The organism is Streptomyces herbicida (assembly GCF_032656585.1).
GTDB lineage: Bacteria > Actinomycetota > Actinomycetes > Streptomycetales > Streptomycetaceae > Streptomyces > Streptomyces herbicida.
On the sequence record NZ_JAUYWJ010000092.1, the window covers coordinates 1 to 1170 of the forward strand.

At 70.3% G+C, this 1170-nt stretch carries 1 pseudogene; it reads right to left on the reverse strand.

Features of this window, described 5'->3' with window-relative positions:
* A pseudogene (locus Q8A52_RS48855) lies at positions 1–1170 on the reverse strand (alpha-1,4-glucan--maltose-1-phosphate maltosyltransferase); the annotation flags it as partial.

The window sequence follows — 1170 nt, forward strand, 5'->3', positions numbered from 1 at the left end:
CGCCGGATGGTGTTGAGGCGGGTGATCAGGGGGGCGAGGGTGTGTCCGTCGCGTTCGGCGGCGGCCCAGTCGCGGGGTTTGAGCTGGTACTTCTCCGAGTCGAGGTACTCCTCGCCGCCCTGCCTGAGCGGGGTGTTCTCGCACAGTTCGTAGCCGCTGTAGATGCCCCAGGAGGGGGAGAGGGTCGCGGCGAGCACGGCGCGGACCTCGAAGGCGGGCCGTCCGCCGTGCTGGAGGTAGGCGTGCAGGATGTCGGGGGTGTTGGCGAAGAAGTTGGGCCGCATGTAGCCGGCCGCCTCCCCCGACAGCTCGGTCAGGTATTCGGTCAGCTCCTGCTTGGTGTTGCGCCAGGTGAAGTACGTGTACGACTGCTGGAAACCGATCTGCGCCAGCGTGTGCATCATCGCCGGGCGGGTGAACGCCTCGGCCAGGAAGATCACATCCGGGTCGGTGGCGTTGACGTCCGCGATCACCCGCTCCCAGAACAGCACCGGTTTGGTGTGCGGGTTGTCCACCCGGAAGATCCGCACCCCGTGCGCCATCCAGTGGCGCAGCACCCGCAGCGTCTCGGCGACCAGTCCGTCCAGGTCGGCGTCGAAGGCGATGGGGTAGATGTCCTGGTACTTCTTGGGCGGGTTCTCCGCGTAGGCGATCGTGCCGTCGGGGCGGTGGTGGAACCACTCGGGGTGCTTGTGCACCCAGGGGTGGTCCGGGGAGCACTGCAGCGCGAAGTCCAGGGCCACTTCCAGGCCCAGGGCGCGGGCCCGGTCCACGAAGTGGTCGAAGTCCTCCAGGGTGCCCAGCCGGGGGTGGACGGCGTCGTGGCCGCCCTCGGGCGAGCCGATCGCCCAGGGCACGCCGACGTCGTCGGGGCCGGCGGTCAGGGTGTTGTTGCGGCCCTTGCGGAAGGTCGTGCCGATCGGGTGGACCGGGGGGAGGTAGACGACGTCGAAGCCCATCGCGGCGATCGCCCCGAGCCGGCGGGCGGCGGTGCGGAACGTGCCGTGCGGCTGCTCGGGCGTGCCCTCCGAGCGCGGGAAGAACTCGTACCACGAGCCGTACAGCGCGCGTTCGCGCTCCACCAGCAGCGGCATCGGCTCGGACGCGGTCACCAGCTCCCGCAGCGGATAGCGCGCCAGCACCTCGTCCACCTCCGGCGCCAACGCCGCC